The sequence below is a fragment of the Bibersteinia trehalosi genome (genome assembly GCF_004346205.1).
In the GTDB taxonomy this organism is placed as follows: domain Bacteria; phylum Pseudomonadota; class Gammaproteobacteria; order Enterobacterales; family Pasteurellaceae; genus Bibersteinia; species Bibersteinia trehalosi.
Map to the genome: position 1 here is coordinate 250205 of NZ_SMAM01000002.1, position 25825 is coordinate 276029.

At 41.1% G+C, this 25825-nt stretch carries 23 protein-coding genes; 4 read left to right on the top strand and 19 right to left on the bottom strand.

The window, feature by feature from the left end; genetic code table 11:
• Positions 1-17 precede the first annotated feature (17 nt).
• The 6 genes from lptD to EDC51_RS03135 form a co-directional block, all read right to left on the bottom strand.
• A complete protein-coding gene (gene lptD / locus EDC51_RS03110; protein ID WP_170169263.1) occupies positions 18-2354 on the bottom strand; it encodes an LPS assembly protein LptD in 2337 nt (778 codons plus the stop codon).
• Between the two features lie 51 nt (positions 2355-2405).
• Positions 2406-3773: an oxygen-independent coproporphyrinogen III oxidase gene (gene hemN, locus EDC51_RS03115; protein ID WP_131928146.1), complete on the bottom strand. Its 1368-nt coding sequence runs from the start codon at positions 3771-3773 to the stop codon at positions 2406-2408.
• Between the two features lie 6 nt (positions 3774-3779).
• Complete coding sequence (locus EDC51_RS03120) at positions 3780-4241, bottom strand: DUF2489 domain-containing protein (protein WP_015432847.1); 462 nt, start codon at positions 4239-4241, stop codon at positions 3780-3782.
• A 5-nt stretch (positions 4242-4246) separates the two neighbouring features.
• A complete protein-coding gene (gene yihI, locus EDC51_RS03125) occupies positions 4247-4819 on the bottom strand; it encodes a Der GTPase-activating protein YihI (RefSeq protein ID WP_131928147.1) in 573 nt (190 codons plus the stop codon).
• A gap of 85 nt (positions 4820-4904) precedes the next feature.
• Positions 4905-5645: a peptidoglycan editing factor PgeF gene (pgeF, locus tag EDC51_RS03130; RefSeq protein ID WP_131928148.1), complete on the bottom strand. Its 741-nt coding sequence runs from the start codon at positions 5643-5645 to the stop codon at positions 4905-4907.
• Positions 5646-5687: 42 nt separating this feature from the next.
• Complete coding sequence (locus tag EDC51_RS03135) at positions 5688-6077, bottom strand: RidA family protein (protein WP_015432850.1); 390 nt, start codon at positions 6075-6077, stop codon at positions 5688-5690.
• A 119-nt stretch (positions 6078-6196) separates the two neighbouring features.
• Here EDC51_RS03135 and yejK point away from each other — a divergent pair, with 119 nt between their 5' ends.
• Both yejK and bamE read left to right on the top strand, forming a co-directional pair.
• Complete coding sequence (gene yejK, locus EDC51_RS03140; protein WP_015432851.1) at positions 6197-7201, top strand: nucleoid-associated protein YejK; 1005 nt, start codon at positions 6197-6199, stop codon at positions 7199-7201.
• Positions 7202-7242: 41 nt separating this feature from the next.
• The gene (gene bamE, locus EDC51_RS03145) at positions 7243-7575 is read left to right on the top strand and encodes an outer membrane protein assembly factor BamE (RefSeq protein WP_015432852.1); all 333 of its coding nucleotides are present in this window, start codon (positions 7243-7245) and stop codon (positions 7573-7575) included.
• A gap of 60 nt (positions 7576-7635) precedes the next feature.
• On the opposite strand, the gene tyrA is transcribed toward bamE, so the two are convergent.
• The 5 genes from tyrA to EDC51_RS03170 form a co-directional block, all read right to left on the bottom strand.
• Positions 7636-8760, bottom strand: a complete 1125-nt coding sequence (tyrA, locus tag EDC51_RS03150; protein ID WP_015432853.1) for a bifunctional chorismate mutase/prephenate dehydrogenase — start codon at positions 8758-8760, stop codon at positions 7636-7638.
• A 100-nt stretch (positions 8761-8860) separates the two neighbouring features.
• On the bottom strand, positions 8861-9925 hold the full coding sequence (locus EDC51_RS03155) for a 3-deoxy-7-phosphoheptulonate synthase (RefSeq protein WP_064318944.1): 1065 nt from the start codon (positions 9923-9925) through the stop codon (positions 8861-8863).
• Positions 9926-9966: 41 nt separating this feature from the next.
• On the bottom strand, positions 9967-11001 hold the full coding sequence (locus tag EDC51_RS03160) for a glycosyltransferase family 9 protein (RefSeq protein WP_409360070.1): 1035 nt from the start codon (positions 10999-11001) through the stop codon (positions 9967-9969).
• 13 nt (positions 11002-11014) lie between these two features.
• Complete coding sequence (locus tag EDC51_RS03165; RefSeq protein WP_015432856.1) at positions 11015-11350, bottom strand: TusE/DsrC/DsvC family sulfur relay protein; 336 nt, start codon at positions 11348-11350, stop codon at positions 11015-11017.
• Positions 11351-11436: 86 nt separating this feature from the next.
• Complete coding sequence (locus EDC51_RS03170; protein WP_015432857.1) at positions 11437-12099, bottom strand: Bax inhibitor-1 family protein; 663 nt, start codon at positions 12097-12099, stop codon at positions 11437-11439.
• 175 nt (positions 12100-12274) lie between these two features.
• On the opposite strand from EDC51_RS03170, the gene gyrA reads away from it, so the two are divergent.
• Positions 12275-14950, top strand: coding sequence for a DNA topoisomerase (ATP-hydrolyzing) subunit A (gyrA, locus tag EDC51_RS03175; protein ID WP_131928149.1), 2676 nt, complete (start codon positions 12275-12277; stop codon positions 14948-14950).
• 128 nt (positions 14951-15078) lie between these two features.
• On the opposite strand, the gene msbA is transcribed toward gyrA, so the two are convergent.
• The 8 genes from msbA to EDC51_RS03215 form a co-directional block, all read right to left on the bottom strand.
• Positions 15079-16860, bottom strand: a complete 1782-nt coding sequence (gene msbA / locus EDC51_RS03180; protein ID WP_131928150.1) for a lipid A ABC transporter ATP-binding protein/permease MsbA — start codon at positions 16858-16860, stop codon at positions 15079-15081.
• A gap of 95 nt (positions 16861-16955) precedes the next feature.
• Positions 16956-17630: an LrgB family protein gene (locus EDC51_RS03185; RefSeq protein ID WP_025266936.1), complete on the bottom strand. Its 675-nt coding sequence runs from the start codon at positions 17628-17630 to the stop codon at positions 16956-16958.
• Positions 17627-18007, bottom strand: a complete 381-nt coding sequence (locus EDC51_RS03190; RefSeq protein WP_249038460.1) for a CidA/LrgA family protein — start codon at positions 18005-18007, stop codon at positions 17627-17629. The genes EDC51_RS03185 and EDC51_RS03190 overlap by 4 nt, the downstream gene beginning before the upstream one ends.
• 4 nt (positions 18008-18011) lie before the next feature.
• Positions 18012-19931: an ATP-dependent DNA helicase gene (locus tag EDC51_RS03195; protein ID WP_131928152.1), complete on the bottom strand. Its 1920-nt coding sequence runs from the start codon at positions 19929-19931 to the stop codon at positions 18012-18014.
• 94 nt (positions 19932-20025) lie between these two features.
• Positions 20026-21363 (bottom strand): replication-associated recombination protein A, encoded by a 1338-nt coding sequence (locus EDC51_RS03200; protein WP_131928153.1) that lies wholly within the window; start codon positions 21361-21363, stop codon positions 20026-20028.
• A gap of 5 nt (positions 21364-21368) precedes the next feature.
• A complete protein-coding gene (mreD, locus tag EDC51_RS03205) occupies positions 21369-21857 on the bottom strand; it encodes a rod shape-determining protein MreD (protein WP_015432864.1) in 489 nt (162 codons plus the stop codon).
• Complete coding sequence (mreC, locus tag EDC51_RS03210) at positions 21857-22888, bottom strand: rod shape-determining protein MreC (RefSeq protein ID WP_131928154.1); 1032 nt, start codon at positions 22886-22888, stop codon at positions 21857-21859. Before mreC ends, mreD begins: the two co-directional genes overlap by 1 nt.
• Positions 22889-22978: 90 nt before the next feature.
• On the bottom strand, positions 22979-24031 hold the full coding sequence (locus tag EDC51_RS03215; protein ID WP_015432866.1) for a rod shape-determining protein: 1053 nt from the start codon (positions 24029-24031) through the stop codon (positions 22979-22981).
• Between the two features lie 251 nt (positions 24032-24282).
• Between EDC51_RS03215 and pntA the strand changes: the two genes are divergently transcribed.
• Positions 24283-25821, top strand: a complete 1539-nt coding sequence (gene pntA, locus EDC51_RS03220; protein ID WP_131928155.1) for a Re/Si-specific NAD(P)(+) transhydrogenase subunit alpha — start codon at positions 24283-24285, stop codon at positions 25819-25821.
• The last annotated feature ends 4 nt before the right edge of the window (positions 25822-25825 follow it).

Sequence of the window (25825 nt, forward strand, 5' to 3'; positions counted from 1 at the left end):
TGAATGACACGTTTTTATTAATTAATATTAAATGCCTGTGTATAAGGAATCATACCTCGTTTTAGCATTCTCGGCACACCACTACTATAATTACCGCCAAAGCGTAACTCAAAGTTCACACCAAAGCGATTATCATAATAGAAATCGTTGATGGTATCGCTTCGACCGGTTGGGGTCGCAGTCAAACGGCGCGCAGCATATAAATTTGCACTCCAACAACAAGTGTTATAAGTCAGAGATAGCTGGCTTTCCACCGGTTTTTTCAAGGCAATATCGTGATAATGGCTCACCATCATGGAAACTTTATCAGTTAATTCCCAGCCAACAACACCACCAAGTTGTTTAATATCTTGATCATAACGATTTGTACTTAGGTTTTGGTTGATATAATTTTTACTCGCAAAACGGTAATTTAACTGAATTAAGTTATTTTCTTTTGGCTTAAATTGTAACGACATATTTGCCAATGAGCTTTCATTTAAACGCGTATCATATTGGTAACTACCGTGCCAATTCCATTTTGGATGGAACTTCCAGTTCGCTTCCAACGACCAAGAGGATGAACGCTTAGCTGTACTATTTTCACTAATGTCATCAATTTTCGATGGATTAAAATAGTAAATCTGTCCCGCACTAAAGTTAAATACCTCAGCACCGGTTTTATCACTGAAAAAGCGTGTTGTTGCGCCAACGGTAGTTTGATTTGCCGAGGCAATACGATCTAAACCACTATAGCGACGATCATTAAACAACGAATAATAATCTTGTTGCAATAAAGCAGAATCATAGCCTAATCCTAAATGATCTTGACGTTTAGAACCTATATTTTGCTGATCTTTATAGGGACGATATAAATATTGCACTCGCGGTTCTAATATTTGCGTAAAGCCATTAAAAATCTGCTTCTCTGCCTCTAAGGTCGTTTTAAAATCAACCTTCACTTGAGGTAGCACGCGACTCACCCGACGTTCAACTTGCTCGGCATTATCCCCCTCACCACTTTTTTGCCAATAATGGGTGGCATACAATTTGGTTTCCAAATTAATACTGCCATAACGATTAGCAAACGGAAAATTCAACATTGGCTCGGCATGCAAACGCCATGCAGTTGGCATCTCTTTGCTATCATTTGCAAAATGTGAAAGTTGGCTAAAGAAGCGGAAATCACCGTGTTTGACCAAATCATTCTGATAATAGTTAAATTCAATCTGCGGAAAAACACGATACGGCTTCACACCAGACTCATCAAACGTCTGGAATTTTTTAGCCGCAATCGACACATTATAATTTGGCTGATAATAACCTAATTTAAAATTCTGTGTCGCATAACCATCTGTACTATTACCATATTCAGAATCGAAATCTGAAAAATAACGTCGATCACTTACCCGTGTATAATCGGCTGAAAAACGCCAGTTACTTAAGAAATTAATTTTATGCTGCCAAAAAAGTAAATGCCGTGAACGGCCTTTATCCGTCCACTCATCTAAGCGATCTTTATTCATATATTCAGCAGCAACTTTACCCTCACCCAAAACGGTTAAGTAGCGAAATTCAGGACTCACTTGCCAACCGCGCTTACTATAGTAAGTCGGAGTAAAGGTGGCATCCATATTTGGCGCAATATTCCAATAAATAGGCTGCCCATAAGAATATCCATCGCGACTTGAATGCCCAACATTGGTAGGTAAAAGCAGACCTGAGCGGCGACGATCACCGATAGGAAATTGCAAATATGGCGAATAGAAAACCGGCACATCCAGCACTCGGAATTTAGCGTGCCAAAGTTCAGCATACTCTTCCTTCACATGTTGTACCATCTCTTTTGCTTCGAGTGACCAAGCGTTATCATCTGGCAAGCAGGCAGTATAAGTTGCATTTTTCAGCACTCGCGTTTCTTCACTTACAGAAACACTTTGTGCATGACCTCGTCCTTGTCTGCCAACTAACTGGTATTCCGCGTGACTTAAATCTGCATTCTTGGAGGTTAAATCAAAACTTGCATCTTGCCCTTTTGCATTGATAAGATTATCTCGGTAATCAAAATTACCTCGCAAATATGCCATTCGCGCCATTTCACCATGCTGTTCTACGCGTACCTCATCAGCAAAAATACTGCGATTCCCTTGCTGAATACTCACTTCTCCACTATAAGTTGCATCATGAGGTTGGTTAATCACCGCCCGATCCGCTTCAATATAGATTGGCATTTGGGTTTGCTCACCCTGCACCACTTCACCACTAAAATGTGGCACGCCAATTAAACATTGGCTGCGTAAATCAGCTGCTGCCTGGCTACTATAACAAGCCGCTGCAACAGCGATAGAAAGCAAACTATATGGGTATCTTTTCATTCTTCTTTCCATTTTGCAGAAAAACGCTCAAAATTGAGCGCTTGTTTTGCGTTAAATAATTCGAGAAAACTGCTGCCTTTTCGCTTGTTGTCTTGAATAAATATCAAAACACATACAGATATTGCGAATAAGCAAACGCCCACGAGGAGAAACGACAATACCATTATCATTGATATCTAATAAACCATCTTTTACAAGCGGTTGAAGTAAAGCCAAATCCTCAGCAAAATAGTGTTTAAATTCGATTGAATACTGTTTTTCAACCAGCGCATAATCTAATTTGAAATTACAAATTAAGCCTTTAATTACATCACGGCGAATACAATCGTCTTTCGTCAGCATCAAGCCTTTATGTAGCGCAATGCCCCGCATTTCCACTTCAGTATAGTACTGTTTCAACTCTTTGTGGTTTTGCGCATAGCTATCGCCAAGAATACTGATTGCAGACACCCCCATACCAAGTAAATCGGCATCTTCTTGGGTAGTATAACCTTGGAAATTGCGGTGCAGCTCACCTTTTGCTTGTGCAATAGCTAATTCATCATCAGGTTTGGCAAAGTGATCCATACCAATAAATTGGTAACCTGAATTTCCCAGCTTTTCGATCGTCTGCTGTAGAATATCAAGTTTAGTCGAAGGTGCTGGCAGCATCTCATCTTTAATTTTGATCTGTGCGGCAAAACGGCTTGGTAAGTGGGCATAGTTAAATACACTCATGCGATCAGGATTAAGCTCCACCACTTTCTCCAAAGTAAACATAAAACTATCAACCGTCTGTTTTGGTAAGCCGTAAATTAAATCAATATTCGTCGAATCAAAACCTAACTCTTTCGCCCGTTTCATTAAAGCGAAAATAAACTCTTCATCTTGTTCACGGTTTACTAATTTCTGCACCTCTTTATTGAAATCCTGTATCCCCATACTGATACGGTTAAAGCCGATTTTGCGTAAGTGATCCAGCATATCTAGTTCAATTTCCCGCGGATCCATTTCAATACTAATTTCAGCATCATCACGCACATTAAAATGCGTTTTCAGCATTGTCATTAAACGCTCAGATTGGGCTTCGTCTAAATAGGTCGGCGTACCGCCCCCCCAGTGAATTTGACTTACTTGGCGATTTTTGAATAACGCAGAGCGATAGATGATCTCTTTTTCCAAATAATCGAGATAAATATCTACTTTATGCTGATGACGGGTAATAATTTTATTACATGCGCAGAAATAACAAAGCTTATGGCAAAATGGAATATGCACATAAAGCGAAAGCGGCTTATCTGGATAACGAGCTGCTGCCGCTTTGAAATCATCATCGTTATAAGATTCGTTAAATTCCAACGCTGTCGGATAAGACGTATAGCGAGGACCTGACTGGTTGTATTTTTGAATGAGATCAATATCCCAGATAATCTCTGACATTGCTACCTACTTCACTAACTTTTCATATTCTTGTTTACGTTTGCCATTTTCAGCAAGTAATGTAACTAATTCCGCGTTGATCGACTCTTCAAGTTCAATTTCTTTCGCTTCGCGTTCTAAATCTAGCTTCATTCGTTCATTACGTTTTAAGTGTTTGCGAGCTTCCAGAATCGGCATATTTTCAACCGTCTGATACAACGCCCACATTGCAGGATACAAACTCAATTTATGCCCCAACACATCTAACAGTGACTTTAGGCGTAACACACCTTCAGATAAATCACACTGCCCACTTTGCATTGCTTTTGCAATAATTTCCACACTTTCACAAATATTCAAGCCTCTAGCATATTGTGCTTGCTGAAAAAATTGCTTCTGCTTTCGCAATTTTGAAAAGAGATAAACGGCATAACCTAGCATCGATAGCAAGACTAATACCGCTAAAATTAATAGAAAAAATCGTAACATACTATTTAACGGAATTTATTAACATCCATCGTTTCAAACTGGCGTAATAAATCGTCCTCACTTTCGTCTTCGTCTACAATACCCAGTTGTTCCATCAATTCATGCACTCTGTCTAAACAGTCATCTACAAATTTTTGATCTTCAACAGAAAGTTTTTTGCCTGCTTCAATATCATCAAGCAACTGATTTAAGCATTCGTTATTTTCTAACTGCGCTAATTCTTGTTCTGGTGCAAGACGCGCTTTTTCTTCCACTGGTACAGGCTTAATAAATTCATTTTTCTCTGGACGATTGATAAATTCCACCACTAATGGCACTTTTTTCTTACTACCAATGCGGCTATCTTTTATCACCTTCTCTTCCGTTTTTTTCTGCTCGGCAGGATCAATTGTGCGTGACCCAGAAGGTAAACCTTTATGTTTACGCTTTTTCTTGGCTTCTTTTGCCAACAAATCTAACTCATAACGTGTCGGTTTACGATTTTTGCTTTTCCCAACTTTCGGCATCACTACAGGTTTATCAGCCTTACGAGTAGGCATAATATCGGTAATACGGCGAGTTTTCTTTTTTCTGCTCATGATTTTCTTTAATTAAACTTATAAAATAGTGCGCGATTGTAACACAACTGCTTGAAATCGAAAAAGGTGGATTTCCACCCTTCATTTATGCCTGCCGCCAAATTAATGTTGCCATTCTTCCTGTTTGTTGCTCTCTTCGGTAAGAAAAGAAGTTTTCCTTATCCGTATAAGTACAATATTCTCCCCCTGATATATTGCTTATACCAAGCTTACTCAGTCGTTGATTTGCAATTTGGTAAAGATTGCCAAAAAACTTACCGCTTGTTGTGGGATCGGGAACAAATGCTGCTCGTGCTTGGCTATCCACCGCACAAAATTGTTCAACAACTTCTTCCCCCACTTGGAATGCAGCTTGGCTTATTGCCGGTGCTAACCAAACACTAATCTCATTTGCAGGGCATTTAAATTCTGCAACAGTTGTCTCAAGTATCCCATAGCATAACCCCTTCCAACCAGCATGAGCCGCTGCTATTTCTGTGCCATCTTGACTACAAAAAAGCACGGGCAAACAATCTGCTGTCATCACAAGGCAAACCTGATTTGGTTGATTGGTATAAACAGCATCGGCATTCAGATCGCTATGCTCAGAAAGCGGCAAACGCACAACGTTAGTACTATGAATTTGATTAAGGTAAATCGGCGCTTGTGGCAACTTAGCAACTTCGTGCAATAATTTACGATTTTGCTGCACGGCAAGTGGCTCATCGCCGACATGATTGCCTAAATTTAAACTGTCAAAAGGGACTTGACTTACTCCACCAATACGAGTGGTACTCAACGCTTGAATATTATTTGGCACTTGCCAAGTGGGATAGATAAATTTCATTGTAAATCCTAGAAAAAAGGCACGCAGCGCGTGCCGAAATTATCATTTTCTTACTGCAATTGCTTCAATTTCAATGCCAACATCTTTGGGCAAACGCGCGACTTCTACGCAAGAACGTGCAGGAAAATTTGGATGATTATTTTCACGGAAAAAGGCTTCATATTCCGCATTTACCGCAGCAAAGTCATTTAAATCTTTCACAAACACGGTTGTTTTAACAATATCCGCCACAGCCAATCCTGCTTGTTCAATTATTGCTTTGATATTTTCTAGAGATTGACGTGCTTGCTTAACAATATCACTAGGCACTTCACCTGTTTGAGGATTAACAGGGATCTGCCCAGACGTTAAAACTAAGTTGCCTAAATCAACTGCTTGGACATAAGGGCCAATCGCTTTTGGTGCATTTTCGGTATGAATAATTTTTGTCATGTGTATTTCCTTTAAAAGTGTAATTAATTCGTGCAGTTTGAAAGGTTTTTCCAGATTTGTAAATAGCTTATAATACTTTGCAAAATTTTCTCTCTTTTAACCCGCTTGCAAGGATCTCTATGAGTATTACTGTTACCGAAATTGTCCTACATCAACTTCAGCAAAATGCTGAGAGCGAAACGCCTCAACTAGATACCGTGCTTCGTAATGAACTACTGGCAATTAGTCCTGAAGTTGAACAAATGATGCTACAACTACATCAAGCCTATCAAGGTAAAGCGAAAGCCTATGGTGTATTTAAAGACGAATCTATTTTTGCCCAGCAGTTAAATCGCTTATTAGAAGGTGAACATGACTTTCTACCATTTAGCCATAGTAGTGCCAAAATGCTTGCGAGCGAATTGGCAAAATATTCCTTTGCATCAGGCGGTACTTTTATTTTATGCCGTTATACCTTCCTTGCGACCGAATATCTCTTCATCGCTCTGTTAGATAGCCGCGCCTCGATGCTGGTCGATGAACAATTAGATGTAAAACGTACCGAATATCTTGAAATTGCACAATATGACATTGCTTGCCGTATCAATTTGACAGAATTAAAACTAAATGCACAATCGAATCGCTATCTGACCTTTATTAAAGGACGTGTTGGGCGCAAAGTGGCTGACTTCTTTATGGACTTTCTCTCTGCGGAAGAAGGACTAAATCCACAAGTACAAAACCAAACATTACTACAAGCCGTGCATGACTACTGCGAACAAGGCGAATTAGATGGCAATCAAACTCAAGCTGTAAAAAAACAGGTATTCGACTACTGCAAAGGGCAAATGAACAGCGGTGAAGAAATCGCGTTGCAAGAGCTGTCGGCCAACCTACCAAACTTAAATGAACAAGATTTTGCTACTTTTACACAAAATCAGGCGTACGATTTAGAAGAAAGTATTCCACCTGTGCGCAATGCATTAAAAACGCTCACAAAATATTCTGGTTCAGGTAAAGGGGTAACCATTAGTTTTGATGCCGAATTATTAAGCCAACGCATTATTTGGGACGAACTAAACGACACTCTCACAATCAAAGGCTTACCTGCCAACTTGCGTGATCAGTTGCAACGCAACAAGTAGCAAGGTATTATTTCAACAATTTTTTGATAAAAGGTATGATTATGAAAATGAAGTCTCTCATTGCGGTGATTTTACTTGCGCTTGGCGTAAGTGCTTGTTCTACAGTAAAAAAAGTTGTGTATCGTATTGATGTACCACAAGGTAACTATTTAGAACAAGAGAATATCGATCAATTAAAAGTGGGTATGAATAAAGAGCAAGTCCATTACCTACTTGGCAGTCCGGTATTAAAAGACTATTTTGCGCAAGATCGCTGGGATTATGTCTTCATCAAAAGAAAAGGGCACGAAGAACCTATCCAGCGTACCTTATTCGTTTATTTCAATGAAAAAGGTTTAGTCAGTGATATCCAGCTTGATAAGCCTCTAAACTAACAACACTAAAGTAAGCGGTGCAATTTGCCATAAATTTTACAAATTGCACCGTTTTTGCATTTATACTCGGAGATCATTGGCTTGTTGCAATAAATTTCGGCTCTCTTTTAAAAATTGCTCGGAATAATCCCCAAACCAGCGATGAACTTGCTCAAAGGTTTCGATAAAACCTTGTTTATCACCTTGTTTAAAGAAATTTAAACTATCTGAAAAGCTTTGCTGCAAAGCCTCTATGACACTTAAATTCTCTGGCTTATCTGCAATAATATCCGCATAAAGTGCCCCATCTTGTGCAAACAACCGCCCAATCATCGCCAACTCTAAGCGATAAATCGGCGAAGAGAGAGCCAATAATTGCGATAACTTCACTGGTTGGCGGGAAAGATGCAAGCCATAGGCAAAGGTTGAGAAATGGCGAAGCGCTTGGATATAAGTCATAGAATGATCGTGTTCTGTTGCATCAATCTGCTCGATCTTCGCCCCCCATAAGCGGATCTGATCTAATAACCATTGATAGCGATCGGCAAAACGCCCGTTACAGCATGCAACCACCTGCTTTGCCATGCTTGCAATATCAGGGCCGAACATTGGGTGCAGCCCGACTACTGCACCGCCATGAACCTCTAACATTTTCGCTAATGGTTGAGCTTTTACCGAAGTGAGATCCGCTAAAATCATATTTTCGGTTAAATAAGGTTGAAGCTGCTCAATCACTTGCACTGTTTTATCTATTGGCACACACACAATAACAACATCTGCATTATTTAAAATAGATTCTGCGTTCTGCCAATCTTGTCCACCAAGCACCTCAACGTAATAACCAGAACGTGCAAAATAGCGTACAAACAGTCCACCAAGTTTGCCTCGTCCCCCCACTACAACAATTTTCTGAATATCGGGATTTGTCGCTTTAAAACCATGCTGATTTTCACTGATATACGACTCCCGCATCACTCGACGTAAAACATCTTCAATTAAATCCGCAGGAATCCCCTGTTTTTCGGCTTCATCACGGCGAGCTGCAATCATTGCAGCCTCCCTATCTGGAGCATATAAGGGCAAACCATGTTCAAGCTTGATTTTGCCAACTTCTGCAACCAGCTCAAGACGTTTTGCGAGTAATTGGATAAGTTGTTGATCAACTTGGTCTATTTCATTTCGGATTGGTGTTAAAGGATTATTCATTTCTTATTCTTTCGTAAAGAGCAAAGCCTATCCTTGCCCTAAAATTGATATTTAAATGGGCAGAGCTCATCATAATCCCTGCCCTACCATTCATCATTAATTATGCATTTCTTAATTTAGCCGCAAAGTTCTCTAATAATGTTTCCGTTGTCTCCCAACTAATGCAAGCATCTGTAATTGATACGCCATATTGCATCTGCTCAAAGGGTTGTTCGGAAGATTGATTACCTTCGAATAGGTGGCTCTCAATCATCAAACCAATAATCGATTGATTTCCTGCCAATAATTGTTGCAATGCATCTTCTGCCACTATTGGCTGACGGCGATAATCTTTATTGGAATTACCATGGCTACAATCAATCATAATCGCTTCGGGTAAACCTGCTTTACGTAGAGCTTCTTCACATTCTTGCACATATTTCGCTTCAAAATTTGGCGTTTTACCGCCACGCAAAATCACATGTCCATCTGGATTGCCTTTGGTGGTTAAAACCGTTACCTGCCCTTGCTGGTTAATGCCAATAAAACTATGCCCTTGGGCGGAAGCTTGCATTGCATTAATTGCGACACCTAAGTTGCCATCTGTACCATTTTTAAAGCCTACTGCCATTGATAAGCCGGAGGCCATTTCACGGTGCGTTTGAGATTCGGTGGTTCTTGCACCAATCGCAGACCAACTGAACAGATCAGCAAGATATTGTGGACTAATCGGATCAAGAGCTTCAGTTGCCAGCGGTAATCCCATTTCTGCTAAGTCTAACAGCAATTTACGAGCCACTCTCAATCCTTTTTCCACATCAAAGCTACCATCTAAATTAGGATCATTAATGAGCCCTTTCCAGCCTACAGTCGTACGCGGTTTTTCAAAATAAACGCGCATTACAATGTAAAGTTTATCTGATAATTTATCTGCAAGTACTTTTAATTTTTTTGCATACTCAAGCGCTGCATTAGGATCATGGATAGAACAAGGGCCTATCACGATTAATTTACGAGGGTCACGTTTGTGAATAATATCGGAAATTTCTTTGCGTGATGTTTCGATTTGTTTACGCAATTTTTCAGAAAGTGGAAATTCTGCTTTTAGTGCCTTAGGAGTAAGTAATACTGACTCCTCTTCAATATTGACATTGTGAATACTGTCTTGATTAACGACCTTGTTCATTTTTGTTTCCTGTGTTGTAAATTAAAAATTACAGAAACAATCTACCTGTTTATCTTTAAGGTTTCAACCACTTTTTCAATTACTTGCTCAACAGTTATACGATCCATCAATTTTTCGCCTTTCGCTTTCGTCGCCCATGGTAATTCCTGCCAAGGTTTACCATAACTTTCAAGAATTGCTTGATCATACACCGAAACAACTTTATCTAAATCTTGGTAAGGCCCTGTACGCCGTGGATTATGCAATGCATAGAGCCCAATCACCGGTGTCTTTTGTGTTGTCGCAATGTGTGCTGGGCCAGAATCAGAGGAAATCACCAAATCAACTTGCTTAATTAATGCAGTTAACTGTTTTAAGTTAGTTTTGCCAGCGATGTTGCAACAATTTGGTGCAAGCGCTGCTATATCTGCGGCTGTTTGCATCTCATATGCGGAAGGCGACCCCGCAATTAAGACATGAATATTCTGCTGTTCCAGAAAACGGGCAATTTCACCATAGCGTTCGGGCAACCAATCTTTCTCTTTCTTACTGGAACAAGGCGCAATCAATACATTCTTGCGTGAAGAATCAATAAACTGTGCGGCATCATTTAGCGCTTGCTCACTTACCGGCAAATTCCAATGCGCTGAAAGATCTTGCACACCTATCGCTTGAGCAAACATCATTTGTCCATCTAGCACGTGGGGCGAGCTTGTCATTTCTACTTTCTGATTAGTAAACAACCACTGCCCTTCTCTTGCTCGATCACGGTTAAACCCGATTTTTTTATCCGCTTTAATGCCTAATGATAAAATTGAGGATCGAAAAGCTGTTTGCATATTCAGTAAAAAATCAAACCGCTTGTTTGAAAGCTGTTTCCAAAGTGCAAAAATACCTTTCCAGCCTGCTTTTTTATCAAAGGGAACAAGTGCTACATTTGGAATACCTTGCATCAGGTTTGCTTCTGTTTTGCCGATAATCCACGTAATTTCTGCATCTGGATAATGTCGCTGAATTGCTTGAACAACCGCAAGCGTATGACAGACATCCCCAATTGCAGAGAGGCGAAGAATACAAATTGATAACGGTTTATTCATTATTCCATCTCTTTTATAAACATTTTGCAGGTTTTGGCAATCCTGCAATTTTGGTGGCTTGCTTTGCTGGGCCTTCAGGGAATAAACGTTGTAAATAACGGCTATTACCCTTTTCTTCGCCAAATTTTTGTGCCAACGCTTTAACCAGCATACGAATTGCTGGAGAAGTTTTATACTCTTGATAAAACTCTCGCACAAATAATACGATTTCCCAATGGGCTTCGCTCAGCTCAATCCCCTCTTTATGTGCAATGGCAATCGCTAAATCTTCGCTCCAATCATCTAAATTTTTTAAATACCCAAACTCATCGGTAGGATATTGTTGTCCATTTAATTCAATCATATTCATTTTGCAAAAAATCCATCAAAAATGACCGCTTGTATATAGCAACAAAAAATGCCACAGACTGTGGCATTTTTCAAATTTATTCTAGCTTAGTCATCGCGACCTAAAACGCCAAAAATTTGTAAGAAACTGACGAACAAGTTGTAAAGCGAAACATATAAATCAACAGTTGCACGAATATAGTTCGTTTCGCCCCCATGAATGATATTGCTGGTGGAGTATAAAATGCCGCCAGTGGCAAATACAACAAATAATGCACTTAAGGCTAACGCTAAAGCTGGCATTTGTAGGAAGATATTAGCGATAATGCCAACTAATAACACCACAAATAGTGCAATCATCATTCCTGATAAAAACGACATATCTTTCTTAGTGGTTAAAACATAGGCTGAACAAGCAAAGAAAGTTAATGCGGTTGCACCAAAAGCCAATGCTGCTGCATCCCCCATGCCATGTCCTAAATAGACATTTAAGATAGTCCCTACGCTATAGCCTAAAAAGCCAGTTAAAGCAAATACGCTGGCAATACCTGCGGCACTATTCGCTGTAGCGTTGGTTAAAAATAACAAACCATAAAAGCCTGCAAGCATAATCCCCCAGTGCATTCTTGGCAAATTAAGTTGCATTGTGATTGTGGCAACAATTGCGGAAAAAGCTAAGGTTAAACCAAGTAAGAAATAGGTATTACGCAACACTTTGTGCGTGCTAAGCAACGACTCCGAACGAGCCGAGGTTACTAAACGTTCTTGCATATTCGCTCCTTAATCTAAATTGTATGCAGGAAATGGCGGCTAAAGTAGCAGAAAACAGCGGAAAGTCAATTCACAAAATCGCCAAATCAGCCCCGATTTATGCTATACTTCGCACAATTTTGCCTACAGGGAAAAACCTTGGGGCTTTTTCTTTTCATTTGATCAGGAATTTTCAATGAGCGAAGTATCCAAAGACATTACCCCCATCGGTATTGAGGACGAATTAAAAACGTCCTATCTTGATTATGCAATGTCGGTGATTGTTGGACGTGCGTTGCCAGACGTGCGTGATGGTTTAAAACCAGTTCACCGCCGTGTGCTATTCTCTATGCACCAAAATGGCATTACCCACAATAAAAAATTCGTGAAATCGGCTCGTGTGGTCGGCGATGTTATCGGTAAATATCACCCACACGGTGATAGTGCGGTGTACGATACTATCGTACGTATGGCACAGCCATTCTCACTACGCTATATGCTGGTAGAAGGTCAAGGTAACTTTGGTTCAATTGATGGCGACAGTGCAGCGGCAATGCGTTATACCGAAGTGAAAATGCAAAAAATCACACAGGAATTGCTGACCGATTTAGACAAAGAAACCGTTGATTTCTCGCCTAACTACGATGGGCAAGAAATGATTCCTGATGTGTTACCAACCAAAATTCCTGCGTTATTAGTCAATGGTTCAAGTGGTATTGCGGTCGGTATGGCAACCAACATTCCACCGCACAACCTAAATGAAGTGTTAGATGGTTGTCTTGCCTATATGGAAAATGAAGCTATCAGTATTGATGAACTTATTCAATATATTCCAGGCCCAGATTTCCCGACAGCAGCGTTAATTAACGGCAGAAAAGGCATTGAAGATGCCTACAAAACAGGACGAGGCAAAGTTTATGTGCGAGCCAAAGCCGAAGTTGAAAATATCAATGGCAAAGAACAAATTGTCGTTACTGAACTACCGTACCAAGTCAATAAAGCCAAATTAGTGGAAAAAATTGCCGAATTAGTGCGTGATAAGAAAATTGATGGTATTAGTAATATCAAAGATTTATCCAGTGAAAAAGTCGGTATTCGCATTGAAATCTATATCAAGCGTGATGCCGTTGGCGAGGTTGTATTAAACCAGCTCTATGCCCTTACCCAAATGCAAGTGACATTCGGGATCAATATGGTGGCATTAGATCACGGTCAGCCAAGACTTTTTAACTTAAAAGAGATCATTGCCGCCTTTATCAATCACCGCCGTGAAGTGGTAACTCGTCGTACGATCTACAATTTGCGTAAAGCACGTGAACGTTCACATATTTTAGAAGGCTTAGGTATTGCCCTTGCTAACATTGATGAGATCATTGAACTGATCCGCACCTCTAAAACCACCCAAGAAGCGAGCCAAAAATTATTAGAGCGTAGTTGGGAGATTGGCTTAGCCTCTGCATTACTAGAAGTAGCTGGTTCAGCAGATGCCCGTTTAGAAGATTTAGCAGATCATTACGGCAGACACGGAGACCAATATCGCTTATCGGAAGATCAAGTCCGTGCGATTTTAGAAATGCGTTTAAGCCGTTTAGTTGGCTTAGAATTTGATAAAATCGTGGAAGAATATGGTGAATTACTGCTTAAAATTGCCGAATTTTTACTGATTTTAAATAGCCCTGCTCGCTTAATGGAAGTGATTCGTGAAGAATTGGAAGCAGTGCGTGCTGAATATGGCGATGCTCGCCGTACCGAAATCACTTCAGCTTCTGGTGATATTAATCTTGAAGATTTAATTGCCCCAGAAGACGTGGTGGTCACGCTTTCTCACGCAGGCTATGTGAAATATCAACCGCTTTCCGATTACGAAGCACAACGTCGTGGCGGTAAAGGTAAATCAGCAACCAAAATGAAAGAAGATGATTTCATTGAGAAATTATTGGTTGCGAATACCCACGATGTGATTCTCTGCTTCTCGAGTCGTGGACGAGTCTATCAACTCAAAGTATATCAGCTACCGCAAGCCAGCCGTGCAGCTCGTGGTACACCAATTATCAACATTCTGCCATTAGAATCGGGCGAACGCATTACCTCTATCCTACCAATCCAAAAAGATGGGTTTAGTGAAGATAAATTTGTGCTAATGGCAACGGCAAGCGGTATCGTGAAAAAAGTGACCCTTGATGCGTTTAGCAATATCCGCTCAAATGGCTTGATTGCGTTAAATTTACGTGATGGAGATGAGTTAATCGGGGTAGATATTACCGATGGCGAAAGTGAAATTATGCTTTTCTCCGCACAAGGTCGTGTGGTTCGCTTTAAAGAATCAGCGGTGCGTGCAATGGGTCGTACCGCAACGGGGGTACGAGGAATGAAATTAGCCCTCACCGAACTTGCTGATGATGCAGAAGAAACCGAAGTAGAACTCGTTGAGGTTGAGGAAAACGATGAAACAGATGTTGATCTCAATAAAGATAAGGTCGTTTCATTGGTTATTCCAAAAAATGAAGGCGAAATTCTCACCGTGACCCAAAACGGCTATGGTAAACGGACTAAATTAGCGGAATATCCAACTAAGTCTCGTAACACCAAAGGGGTGGTATCCATCAAAGTAAACGTGCGTAACGGTAAAGTGGTTGCGGCGGTTCAAGTGATTGACAGCGACCAAATTATGTTGATTACCGATGGCGGCACACTGGTTCGTACCCGAGTAGGTGAAGTGAGCTTAGTCGGACGTAACACACAAGGTGTACGCATTATCCGTACCATTGAAGGTGAAAGCGTTGTTGGTTTAGAGCGTATTGCCGAAATTGAAGACGACAATACAACTGACGATGAAGCAGATAGCGAACAAGCGGTAGAAACGCAAGAATAATCTGCAAAATCCAGTAAGAACAAAGGGAGCGAATGCTCCCTTTATTTTTGTAGTTACTTTGTAAAATTAGTGGCTAAAACAACCGCTTGTCTGTAATAAAACCAGCATGTAAAGCAGCACATTTAAACTTATTCACTAAATTGCATTTTATGTAGCTGCTTGTAAGCCCCTCCTTTTGCCAACAACTCAGAATGCGAGCCTCGCTCAATAATTTCACCGTGATCTACCACTAAAATTTCATCCGCATTTTCTATCGTTGATAAGCGGTGTGCAATCACCAGCACTGTACGATCTTTTTGTAACTCATCAAGGGCGGCTTGAATCGCTCGTTCTGATTCCGTATCCAATGCAGAGGTTGCTTCATCAAGCACTAAAACGGGTGAATTACGCAATAAAGCACGGGCAATTGCCAGACGCTGACGCTGTCCGCCTGATAAACTTACGCCATTTTCACCGATCACTGTATCCAATCCTTGTGGTAGATTTTCGATAAACTCCATCGCATAGGCTGCCCGTGCTGCTTGTTCAATTTGCTCACGGCTAAATTTATCTTGTGCCGCGTAAGCGATATTATTGGCTATCGTATCGTTAAATAAGTGAACCTGTTGCGAAACAATCGCACATTGAGCACGTAAATTATTCAACTCATAATCTTGAATATCTACGCCATCAAGTGAAATTTTACCATTCTCAATTTCATAGAAACGGGTAATGAGATTAGCAATTGTTGATTTACCCGAGCCAGAGCGCCCCACTAATGCAAGGGTCTTACCAGCAGGTAATTCAAATGAAATCTGTTTCAAAGCTGGCTTATCTTTGCCGTAGTAAGTGAAAGTCACATCATCAAAGCGAATATCACCTTTGGCTCGTTCGGTTTTGTGTGTGCCAGTGTCTTTTTCCGTTGGTAAATCAAATAGGGTAAAGAGTGTTTGGCATGCAGCCATCCCCCGTTGGAATTGGGCATTCACATTGGTTAAGGTTTTAAGTGGACGCAAAATCCCCATTAACGCCCCAATCACTGCTGCAAATTCTCCAGCAGTAAGCGTATCCCCCATAATTTCAGGCGATCCAGCTAAAAACAGCACCACTGCCAATGCAAGCGAGGCAATCACTTGAATAATAGGGTCTGAGATAGCGGTTGCCGCCATCATTTTCATCCCTTTTCTGCGCATATCATTACTTGAATGATTAAAACGCTCTTCTTCTACCTTTTGCCCACCAAATGAAAGCACGACTTTATGTCCTCGTAGCATCTGCTCAGCAGATTCAGTCATACTCCCCATGGATTCTTGCATATTACGACTTAGAGCTCGAAAACGTTTCGAAACTAAACGAATTAAAATCGCAATCACAGGCCCAATTAAAAACAGCACTAAGGATAAACGCCAACTGTAATAGAACATTGTTGCGACAAGGAAGACAATATAAATCCCTTCACGCACTACGCTTTGCAGTGCCGATGCAGACGAGTTAGCAATTTGTTCTGAATCGTAAGTGATACGCGAAAGGAGTTTACCTGATGAGTTTTGGTCAAAGAAGGCAACTGGCATAAACATCAGGTGCTTAAATACTTTTTGACGCATAGTCATAACGACTTTGCCCGATACCCAAGCCAAACAATAATTTGATACAAAACTGGTTAGCCCGCGTGCAAAAATTAAGCCTACAACGATAAATGCCATATATTTTAAGAAATTACGATCCGCCCCCTGTCCAAAACCTTCATCAATTAGTGGTTTGAGCATGGTGATCAGGTAAGCATCTGCACCAGCATTTAAGATCATGGCAATCGCCGCAACAATTAATCCACCTAAGAAAGGATGAATCATCGGGTACAGACGTTTAAAAGTCTGCCAAGTGGTTTGATCTTGAGTCATCTCGTCTAACGAGTAAATATTTTTTTGTTTCATAATCTTGGTAATCATTAAAAAATCTTAGCTATTTTAAGCCGAAAGCCGCTTTACACCAAATTTGCACCTGACAAGCGGTAATTTTTAGGAAAAATTTACAAAATTAAACGCAATAGCAAAGGAGCGATAAAAGAAGAAAATACACCACATAGCACAAAAGCAATCGCTGCGAAACTGGCTGCCTCGTTACCAATTTCCATACTACGTGCCGTACCAAGCGCGTGCGATACTGCTCCCATACTTAAACCAATGGCAAACAAGCGTTTCACTTTAAGTATGCCGAGTAGCATTGTTCCAAATACTGCACCGGTTAAACCAGCAATCATAACCCCTATACCTGTAAGTGCGTTGTTACCACCTAGCTCTTGGCTAATTAATAGTGCGATAGGCATGGTTACTGACTTACCAGCAATAGAAGCAATAATCTCTTCACTTCCGCCAAACAGTTTCGCTAAATACATTCCACTTAGCATAGTAAGCACAGCACTTATGAAACAAAGTGCTAAAATTTGTTTCCATTTTCTCTTAACTTGATGCAATTGTTCATAAAATGGCAACGCTAATGCAACAATGGATAAATTCAATAAACTATTAAGCGGTTGGTTACCTGCATAATACTCTTGATACGAAAAATCCCCCAGCAATAACACAGCAATAATTAAGAGTAACGCGAGGATAAAAGGATTAAAAATACTTGACTTCAATAAACGACTTAAACGAATTGCAATGAGAAAAGCCATGATTGTGAGCCCAGAAAAGAGATAAGTCATTTTTCATTTTCCTCTTCTTCGTGAGATAATTTTTCTGCAATAAAAGCAATGATGAGGAGCGATAAAGCGCTACTTAATATATTTGCCAGTACCAAATCGATAAAATGAGTTTGTAGCACATCGCCGTATTGCATAATCCCAACACAAATTGGTAAAAAGCAGATAGGCATATAACGGTTAAAAATACGAGCGATAGGTAAAATCCACGCTTTTTGAATAATCCCTGTCACTAAGCAGAAAAAGAGTAACAATAATCCCCAAATACCTTCAGGAATGGCAGGAATTACCCGATTCAGTATTTTTCCAATCCAGAGCATAAAAAGTAAAATCGCTAAGGAGCGGGCAAATTGCCCGACTGTTTTCAATAAGTTTTGCATTGATTTATCCATTTTTAAGAAACTGAATAACCTTTGTTAGATCTCGTGTACGTGCTGATGGCGGTAAACTTCTTAAGAAGGTTGCCCCATAATTTCGCATCACCAAACGACTATCACAAATAATCACTACCCCTTTATCGCTCACATCTCGAATTAATCGCCCTACCCCCTGTTTAAGGGTAATCACTGCTTCGGGAATTTGAATATCATTAAACGGGTTTCCCCCTTGCAATTGGCAATCTTCCATACGGGCTTTAAGTAACGGTTCGTCAGGAGCGGTAAAAGGTAATTTGTCGATAATCACCAGTGATAATGCATCACCCCGTACATCAATGCCTTCCCAGAAACTTTGGGTTGCCACTAGCACGCTGTTTTTCTCTTTTACAAATTTTTCTAACAAACGGCTTTTGCTGGTTTCACCCTGTAATAACACGTTTAAATCGCTATGTTCTCGTAAAAAATCCGCCAAGCCACGCATCATAAAATAGGATGTGCAAAGTAAGAAACAACGCCCATGATTGGCTTCAATCACAGGTTTTAACATCTGTCCTAAAGCTGTTAAAGTATGCGATTTATTGGTATCAGGCAAAAAGCGTGGCACGCACAGTAACGATTGATTTTGGTAATCAAATGGGCTTTGTAACACCATCTGCTCAGCATTTTCAATGCCCAAGCGGTTGCAAAAGTGATCGAAATTTCCACCAACTTCAAGCGTTGCAGAGGTAAAAACCCACGCGGTTTTCTGTGACTTGAGCTGTTCGCCAAATTTATCGGAAACGGTTAATGGCGTGATATGTAGCCCAAAAGATCGCCCATTCGCCTCATACCAGTAACAATAACCTGTGACAGTCGTATCGGTTAATTTTTTAAGTAATACTTTGACTTCCGCAAGGCGTTCAAAAATTTTATCGAGCGTTTCAGAACGACCAAGTGATTTTTTCGCCACTTCGCTTAAAAAATCGATATTTTCGCTCAACTTATTGATACCCTCGACCACTTTGCGATCATTAAAAATTTCTCGCAGGTTGCCCCGAACTGAGCCATCGCCAAGCAATAAACGGAAATCTTGAATCACTTTTTGCAGATGATCGGCGGCTGTACCAAGCTGTTTAGCGTCTTTTAATTCCGTGCGATAAACAATGTTGGTATCCTTACAAATATCAAAAAGTTGGCGAGAAGTGAGCGATAAACCAAAATACTGACTGGCAATATCAGGAAGCTGGTGAGCTTCATCAAAAACCACTAATTCGGCATCAGGAATTAGCTCGCCAAATCCCGTCTCTTTCACTGCCATATCGGCACAAAACAGATGATGATTAACCACCACCAGATCTGCTTCCATCGCTTTTCGGCGAGCTTGTACCACATAACAATCTTTATAATTTGGGCAATCCGAGCCTAAACAGCTTTCTGTCGTTGAAACCAACTGCGGAAGAATCGGGCTATCTTCAGCGATTTCAATACATTCACTTAAATCCCCTGTTTTTGTCCCCGTTTGCCAACGGCGAACTTTACCGAGATCCGCAAGCACCGTTTTATCGCCCAATACCCCCATCGCAGTCACTTGATCCAAACGCTCTAAACAGAGATAGTTCGCTCGCCCTTTGAGTAAAGCAATTTTGCCTGAATACTTGAGTGCTTTTTGAATGGTTGGCAGATCTCGCTTAAATAGCTGATCTTGTAGGTTTTTAGACCCTGTTGAAATGATCGTTTTTTTACCTGAAAGCAAAGCGGGAACTAGGTAAGCAAAGGTTTTTCCCGTGCCAGTTCCCGCTTCAATCACCACAGAATTTGCAGAATTTATTGCCTTTCCAACCGCTTGCGACATCTGTAATTGGGCATCACGAGGACGAAAGCCTTTGATGTTTTGACTGAGCATGCCGTCTTTGCTAAAAGCTTGGGAGATTTTATCTTTTAATTTCATTGATGTTTTCACAAAATTCGTAGGGGCGGACCGATGTGTCCGCCCTAAAAATCGTAGGTATAATCGGGCGGACACATCGGTTCGCCCCTACAAATTATCGGTATCTTTTCTGATTACTCTGCTCATCTAAACTCGCTAACCACGCCATCTTCTCTTTAATCTGTTTTTCCATTCCCCTTTCATTTGGGAAGTAAAATTGGGTATCTTTCAGTTCTGGCGGAAAGTAGTTTTCCCCTGCGGCGTAGGCATTTGCTTCATTGTGGGCATAGCGATATTCTTCGCCGTAGCCGAGTGATTTCATCAAATTGGTTGGGGCGTTGCGTAGATGTTCTGGTACATCATAATCTTTGCCTTCTTTGGCGAGTTTTTTAGCGGCATTAAAAGCGTTGTAGACCGCATTACTTTTTGGGGCGACGGCAAGATAGATGACCGCTTGTGCAATCGCTCTTTCCCCTTCATAAGCTCCCACTCGGGTATAGCAATCCCAAGCAGCAAGGGCAACCTGCATCGCACGAGGGTCGGCATTGCCGATATCTTCGCTGGCTATTGCAAGCAAACGGCGAGCCACATAAAGCGGATCACCGCCTGCTGTCAGAATACGAGCATACCAATATAATGCCCCATCTGGCGATGATCCCCTCACCGATTTATGCAAAGCAGAAATCAGATCATAATAACGGTCGCCGCCCTTATCAAAGCGAGCTTGGCGTTCGCCTAGCACTTCGGCTAAAAGTGTTTTATTCAGCACTTTTCCCTGTGCTGTCACTTCTGCCATATCTGCCATTAATTCAAGACAATTCAGAGCAAAGCGCCCATCGCCATTGACATAATCAGCGAGCAACGAAAGCACATTATCTTCAAGCACTAATTTTTCCGAGCCTAAGCCTCGTTCACTGTCATTCAGTGCATTTTGCAAAATTTTTTCAATTTCAACCGCTTGTAACGGCTTGAGAATATAAATTCTTGCTCGGGAAAGTAGCGCGTTATTCAATTCAAACGATGGATTTTCCGTCGTCGCCCCGATAAAAATAATGGTGCCGTCTTCAATATGGGGTAAAAAGGCATCTTGCTGGCTTTTATTAAAACGATGGACTTCATCAACAAATAAGAGCGTTCTCCGTCCAGTTTGTTTATTCAATTTCGCTCGCTCTATCGCTTCTCGGATCTCTTTTACACCACTGGTTACCGCCGAAATGCGTTCCACTTCCGCATCTAATTCAGCAGCGATAATTTCTGCCAATGTGGTTTTTCCTGTGCCGGAAGGTCCCCAAAAAATCATTGAGTGGCTATGTTTAGACAAAATAGCACGGCGAAGGGGTTTGCCTTCGCCGATCAAATGGGATTGCCCAATATATTCACTTAAATTTCGAGGACGCATTCTTGCCGCAAGCGGTCGAAAATCGTCAGAAAAATCAAAAGATAGGCTATTCATAGCATTTAGCGTAAATGTAAACCTCGTCGAATTTGACGCATTAGCAAGAAAATCCACGGCCAGAGTACACCGCTAATGACCGCACCAAGTAATTCTTGGCTATTAAATTCTGCTCCATGTAGCACTAATTCTACCAAGAAAATAAAAAGGCGAATTAAGACAACATATGCCATCACTAATATGCCTTGCAGCCAGAGTGACAGATTACGTAAAATTAGGTGATGTTTCGCCACAAAATAGATCGCTACCGATAAAACTAAGGCATGAATCCCCAAAATGGAGCCAAGGATCAGATCCCACACAATGCCAGCAGCAAAGGCTGTGCCTACACTAATTTTATTCGGTAATGCCAATGCCCAGTAAATGAGTACTAACGCAATCCAAGCTGGACGTAGACCTTGAAAACCAACCGGCCATGGCATTATTTCAAGCACAAACGCAACGGTAAAAAGAAAGGCAATGATGAGTAATTTGAAAATGATATTATGCCGCATTACTCAGCCCCTTCTTCAGTGCTGTGATCAACACCGTCATCCAGCTCAATTTCTGAATTCTCTAGCATTTCATTATTCTCTTTGGGTTCAGGCTTAACATCCGGATTAAGTTTTTCTTTTTTATTCATTCGCTCAATCGGGTTTAAACTATTACGACGTTCTTCAACAACGTCTCGTACGCCCTGAGGAGAAAGTGATTTATGACGGTCTTCACCCATCGGCCATAATAACAAGAGATAACGCAAGCGCTCTAATGAAGCAAGCGGACGTGCGGTGGCTCGCGCAAAATGACTTGAACCATCATTTTGAACTGTTTCCACAATAGCAACTGGATAACCTTCTGGAAATCGCCCCCCTAAGCCAGAGGTGACAAGAACATCACCTGTTTCAATATCCACTCCTCGTGGCATATTTTCTAAAATTAGCTCATCATTATGTCCCGTGCCATTTGCTACAGCACGCACATCATTACGTAAAACTTGGACTGGAATACCATGAGTTACATCAGTAACAAGCAATACTCGGCTACTCGTCTCTCCTACAGAGATAACTTGCCCAACCACTCCTCGTTCATCAATTACTGGTTGCCCAACAAATGCGCCATCATGACTACCTTGATTGATGATAATTTGTTGTCGATAAGCATCCATTTCTGCCGTCAGCACCTCAACAATTTTTTTATACTCGTCTTGACGTAGTGGAGAGCTCAACAATAAGCGTAAACGATTATTTTCAACCTTGAGTTGATCAAGCAATAATAAATCACTATTTTTTTCTAAGAGTTGTTGCTTTAAGGCTTGATTCTCTAACTGTAGTTTTTGGCTACCAATGAAATTATTACTCACCCCATCCAAAACCGTTCTTGGTGTATTTGAAAAATAATAAAGCCCGCTCACCGTGCTTTCTAGCACGTTACGCATCTGAATCATTGCATTGCTTCTTCCATCAAGCAAAATCAATGCAATAGACATAGTAACTGCTAAAAAAAATCTAACCCCCAACGAAGGAGTCTTTGCAAACATAGGCTTCATCTGAATTTCACTAAAATCGTAATGGAAGGAAAAAATGAAATGGACAATAAAAACTTATTGTCCATTTGGCGCTATCTATCTCAAATAAATTTAGTTATCGTCACTAAATAGATCGCCACCATGAGTATCGATCATCTCTAATGCTTTACCACCACCACGTGCTACACAAGTTAATGGATCTTCAGCAACAATCACCGGAACACCTGTTGCATTAGAAAGCAATACATCTAAGTTTTGCAATAATGCACCACCACCTGTCAAAACCATGCCTCGCTCAAAGATATCTGCTGCTAGCTCTGGAGGACATTGCTCTAATACTCCTTTAACCGCTTCAACAATGCCTGATAATGGTTGCTCAATCGCTTCTAACACGTCTTTTGAATTTAATTCAAAGGTACGTGGCGCACCTTCTGCCAAGTTATGACCATGTACTTCTGTCGTTTTAATTTCATCTTCGCTTTGGATAACTGCTGTAGCAATCTCTTTCTTAATGCGCTCAGCCGTTGTTTCACCAATTGCAGAACCATAGTGACGGCGCACATAAGCAATAATCGCCTCGTCAAACTTATCACCACCAATACGCACAGAAGAAGAATGCACAATACCATTTAAAGAAAGCACCGCAACCTCTGTTGTACCACCACCGATATCAATCACCATAGATCCCGCAGCTTCTGTTACTGGCAAACCTGCACCAATAGCGGCAGCCATTGGCTCTTCAATTAGATAAACTTCTCGCGCTCCTGCTCCCATTGCCGATTCTTTAATTGCCTTACGCTCTACTTGGGTAGCACCTGCTGGAACACAAATAAGAACACGTGGGCTAGGTTTCATAAAATTGTTACTATGAACTTGCTTAATAAAGTGCTGCAACATTTTCTCAGTCACATGGAAATCAGCAATTACACCATCTTTCATTGGGCGAATAGCCACGATACTTTTCGGTGTGCGACCTAACATTGACTTTGCATTAGAGCCAACGGCTGCGATACTTTTAGCTGAACCAATACGATCTTGGCGCACTGCTACGACAGAAGGTTCATCAAGCACGATACCCTGTCCTTTTACATAAATAAGCGTATTAGCTGTACCCAAGTCGATAGAAAGGTCATTAGAGAAAAGTCCTAAAAATTTTTTAAACATAAAGAAATCCGTAAATCAAACTTGCTATAAAATTATCCCCTGTTAAACAGGGGCAAAAATTGGCGTAAATATAACAAAAAAGCGTTTATAACACCAAACATTAAATTGAAAATCAGTGAGAATTTTTTTATTTCGCCCACTCACGACAGATTTCCTGAATTGATTAGAAAAATTTTACCCAACCATAAAAATAAATGGTACAGTTAAGCTCTTTTTACAACCCGTTCTCATTTTAACCAATAGGAGTTTTTATGCTTATAGGTGTACCAAGAGAATTGTTGAATGGCGAAAGTCGTGTAGCGGCAACGCCAAAGACGGTTCAACAGCTCTTAAAATTGGGCTTTGAGGTAATCGTAGAACACGATGCCGGCTTTAAAGCCAGCTTTGAAGATAGTGCTTTTGCACAAGCAGGTGCTAAAATCGGCAAAGCAGAAGAAGTGTGGGCTGCGGACATTCTTTTAAAAGTGAATGCACCCAACGATAATGAAATTGCGCTTATCAAAGAAGGGGCTACCCTTATCTCTTTCATCTACCCTGCACAAAATCCGCAGTTAATGGAAAAACTCTCTGCGAAAAAAATCAATGTGTTAGCGATGGATGCTGTCCCTCGTATTTCTCGTGCTCAATCTCTTGATGCACTCAGTTCAATGGCAAACATTTCAGGCTATCGTGCTGTGATTGAAGCCGCTCACGAATTTGGTAGCTTCTTTACGGGGCAAATTACCGCTGCGGGTAAAGTACCGCCTGCAAAAGTGCTTGTGATTGGTGCGGGAGTGGCAGGTCTTGCGGCTATCGGTGCGGCAAATAGCTTAGGTGCGATTGTGCGTGCCTTTGACTCTCGCCCAGAAGTGAAAGAGCAAGTGCAATCCATGGGTGCTGAGTTTTTGGAAATTGATTTCCAAGAAGAAGGCGGTAGTGGCGATGGCTATGCCAAAGTGATGTCAGAAGAGTTTAATAAACGTGCGATGGCACTTTATGCAGAACAAGCCAAAGAGGTTGACATTATTATCACCACCGCAGCTATTCCGGGTAAACAAGCACCACGCTTAATTACCAAAGAGATGGTAGATTCAATGAAACCGGGTTCGGTAATTGTGGACTTAGCGGCAGCAACGGGCGGTAACTGCGACTACACCGAAGCAGGTAAAGTAGTCACCACTGAAAATCAAGTAAAAGTGATTGGTTATACCGATTTCCCAAGCCGTTTACCAACTCAATCTTCACAACTTTACGGCACAAACTTAGTGAACTTGCTTAAACTGCTCTGCAAAGAGAAAGATGGCAATATCTTCATTGATTTTGAAGATGTGGTGCAACGTGGCGTAACGGTAATTAAAGAGGGGGAAGTTACCTGGCCAGCCCCACCAATTCAAGTCTCCGCCCAACCGCAACAGCAAGCCAAACCTGTTGAGCAAGCGGTGGAAAAAGCAGAAAAACCTGCAAATCCAAAAGTGAAATATGGCTTATTAGGTGCAGGGGTTTTAGCCTTCTTACTCATTATGTCAGTCGCACCAGCGGCATTCCTTTCTCACTTTACCGTGTTCGTCCTTTCTTGCGTGGTCGGTTATTATGTGGTTTGGAATGTTAGCCACGCACTGCACACCCCATTAATGGCGGTAACGAATGCGATTTCGGGCATTATCATCGTGGGGGCTTTACTACAAATTGCACAGGGCGGTAATTTCTTTATCAGCATTCTCGCTTTTATTGCGATTTTAGTAGCAAGTATCAATATCTTTGGTGGCTTTAAAGTGACCCAAAGAATGTTAGCGATGTTCAGAAAAGGTTAAGGGG